The 1,578-nt window shown below is 44.8% G+C and carries 2 protein-coding genes and 1 pseudogene; 2 read left to right on the top strand and 1 reads right to left on the bottom strand.

The genetic code is table 11. The features are described 5' to 3' along the window. The coding region (locus tag AB4232_RS18815; RefSeq protein WP_372087735.1) for a SulP family inorganic anion transporter at positions 1 to 867 on the top strand (867 nt) is incomplete at its 5' end. A gap of 110 nt (positions 868 to 977) precedes the next feature. Here the strand turns inward: AB4232_RS18815 and AB4232_RS18810 are convergent. Beyond that, positions 978 to 1,427 (bottom strand): low molecular weight protein-tyrosine-phosphatase, encoded by a 450-nt coding sequence (locus tag AB4232_RS18810; RefSeq protein WP_017099041.1) that lies wholly within the window; start codon positions 1,425 to 1,427, stop codon positions 978 to 980. A 21-nt stretch (positions 1,428 to 1,448) separates the two neighbouring features. Between AB4232_RS18810 and AB4232_RS18805 the strand changes: the two are divergent. Then, positions 1,449 to 1,578, top strand: a pseudogene (locus AB4232_RS18805) (cob(I)yrinic acid a,c-diamide adenosyltransferase); the annotation flags it as partial.

The raw sequence follows: 1,578 nt of genomic DNA, 5'->3' as shown, positions 1-1,578 counted from the left end.
CCAGCAGTACCGTTTAGCCTAGAAACGCTATACATCATCCTGCCTTACGCAGTGATTCTTGCAGCGATTGGTCTAATCGAATCACTACTAACGCTAACCGTACTAGACGAAATGACAAACACTCGTGGCCAATCTAACCGCGAATGTGTTGGTCAAGGTATGGCGAACGTGACGTGTTCAGTATTTGGCGCGATGGGTGGTTGTGCGATGATCGGTCAATCGATGATCAACGTAAACTCAGGTGGTCGTGGTCGTCTTTCAGGTATCGTAGCGGCAGTTGCACTACTGATGTTCATCCTGTTCGGCTCTGCACTGATTGAAATGATTCCTCTAGCAGCACTTGTGGGCGTTATGTTCATGGTTGTTATCGGTACGTTTGAATGGGCAACCTTCAAGTTGGCACGTCGCGTTCCTAAGCAAGACTTCTTCGTTATCGTCCTTGTAACTGTAGTTACAGTACTAACAGACCTTGCGGTAGCAGTTGGTGTGGGTGTTGTTGCTTCTGCACTAATGTTTGCATGGCAACATGCTAAGCACATCTACGCAGACACATCGGTTAACGCTGAAGGCTCTAAAGAGTACAAAGTTAACGGTCCAATTTTCTTTGGTTCAACCGCTAACTTCCTTGAGTTGTTTGACTCATACAACGATCCACAAGATGTTATCGTTGATTTCGCAAACTCACGCGTTACTGACCACTCTGCTATTGAAGCGATCGACACGATTGCTGACCGTTACGCGGCACTAGGTAAAACACTTCACCTTCGCCACCTAAGCCAAGACTGTGTTGCTATGCTGCACAAAGCCGGTAGCTTAGTTGAAGCGAACGTTGCAGAAGACCCAATCTACAAAGTAATGTCTAAGTAAGCTTAGTCATAGCTTAAAGCTAGATTTAGAAAGGCCGACATTCAATGTCGGCCTTTTTTATATCGATGAACCTTGATACTTTATCGCCCACCAAGAACACAGCCTCTACACTATATTGAACGCAGTATCGCTTCGCTCGACTCTTCGATTAAATCCAACACTAATTCAAAGCCATTCCCCTCACCATAATAAGGATCGGGAATTTCTTGATATTGTGACTCTCCAAAACTCAAAAATAACGCGAGCTTGTATTGGAGGTGAACTGGACACTGGCTCACTAAGTCATCTAAATTCGCCTTGTCTGCCGCAAGTATCAGGTCAAACTCTTCGAAGTCATTATCTACCACTTTACGAGAAGTAATCCCTTTAAAGCTGTAGCCTCGCTTCTCTCCTGCTGATTTTGAACGTGAGTCTGGCGCGTTGCCTTGATGAAAGCCAATTGTCCCAGCGGAGTCGACCGTTACATTAATATCCATCTGCTGAGCTTTCTTTCTCAGCACCGCTTCACCTGTTGGCGAACGACAAATATTCCCCATACAAACCACGAGTATCTTTTTCATCCATAATCACCTGTTCTTCCGATGGTTTTTGCTATCGTTAAGTTAGGCTATGATAGGCGTAATCACAACTTAAAAGGATTTGTTATGTCGACCGAAGACAACAAAGAACAACGCCACAAAGCAAGACAACAGAAAGTAAAAGAGCAAGTCG

The sequence above is a fragment of the Vibrio sp. 10N.286.46.A8 genome (assembly GCF_041470165.1).
GTDB lineage: Bacteria > Pseudomonadota > Gammaproteobacteria > Enterobacterales > Vibrionaceae > Vibrio > Vibrio tasmaniensis_A.
The sequence above is the reverse complement of the archived record's forward strand: the minus strand, read 5'-3'. Positions and strand labels throughout refer to the sequence as shown.

Bases quoted from the DNA above. Each gene is read 5' to 3' on its own strand.
- AB4232_RS18810 (WP_017099041.1), bottom strand. From the start codon at position 1,427: ATGAAAAAGATACTCGTGGTTTGTATGGGGAATATTTGTCGTTCGCCA.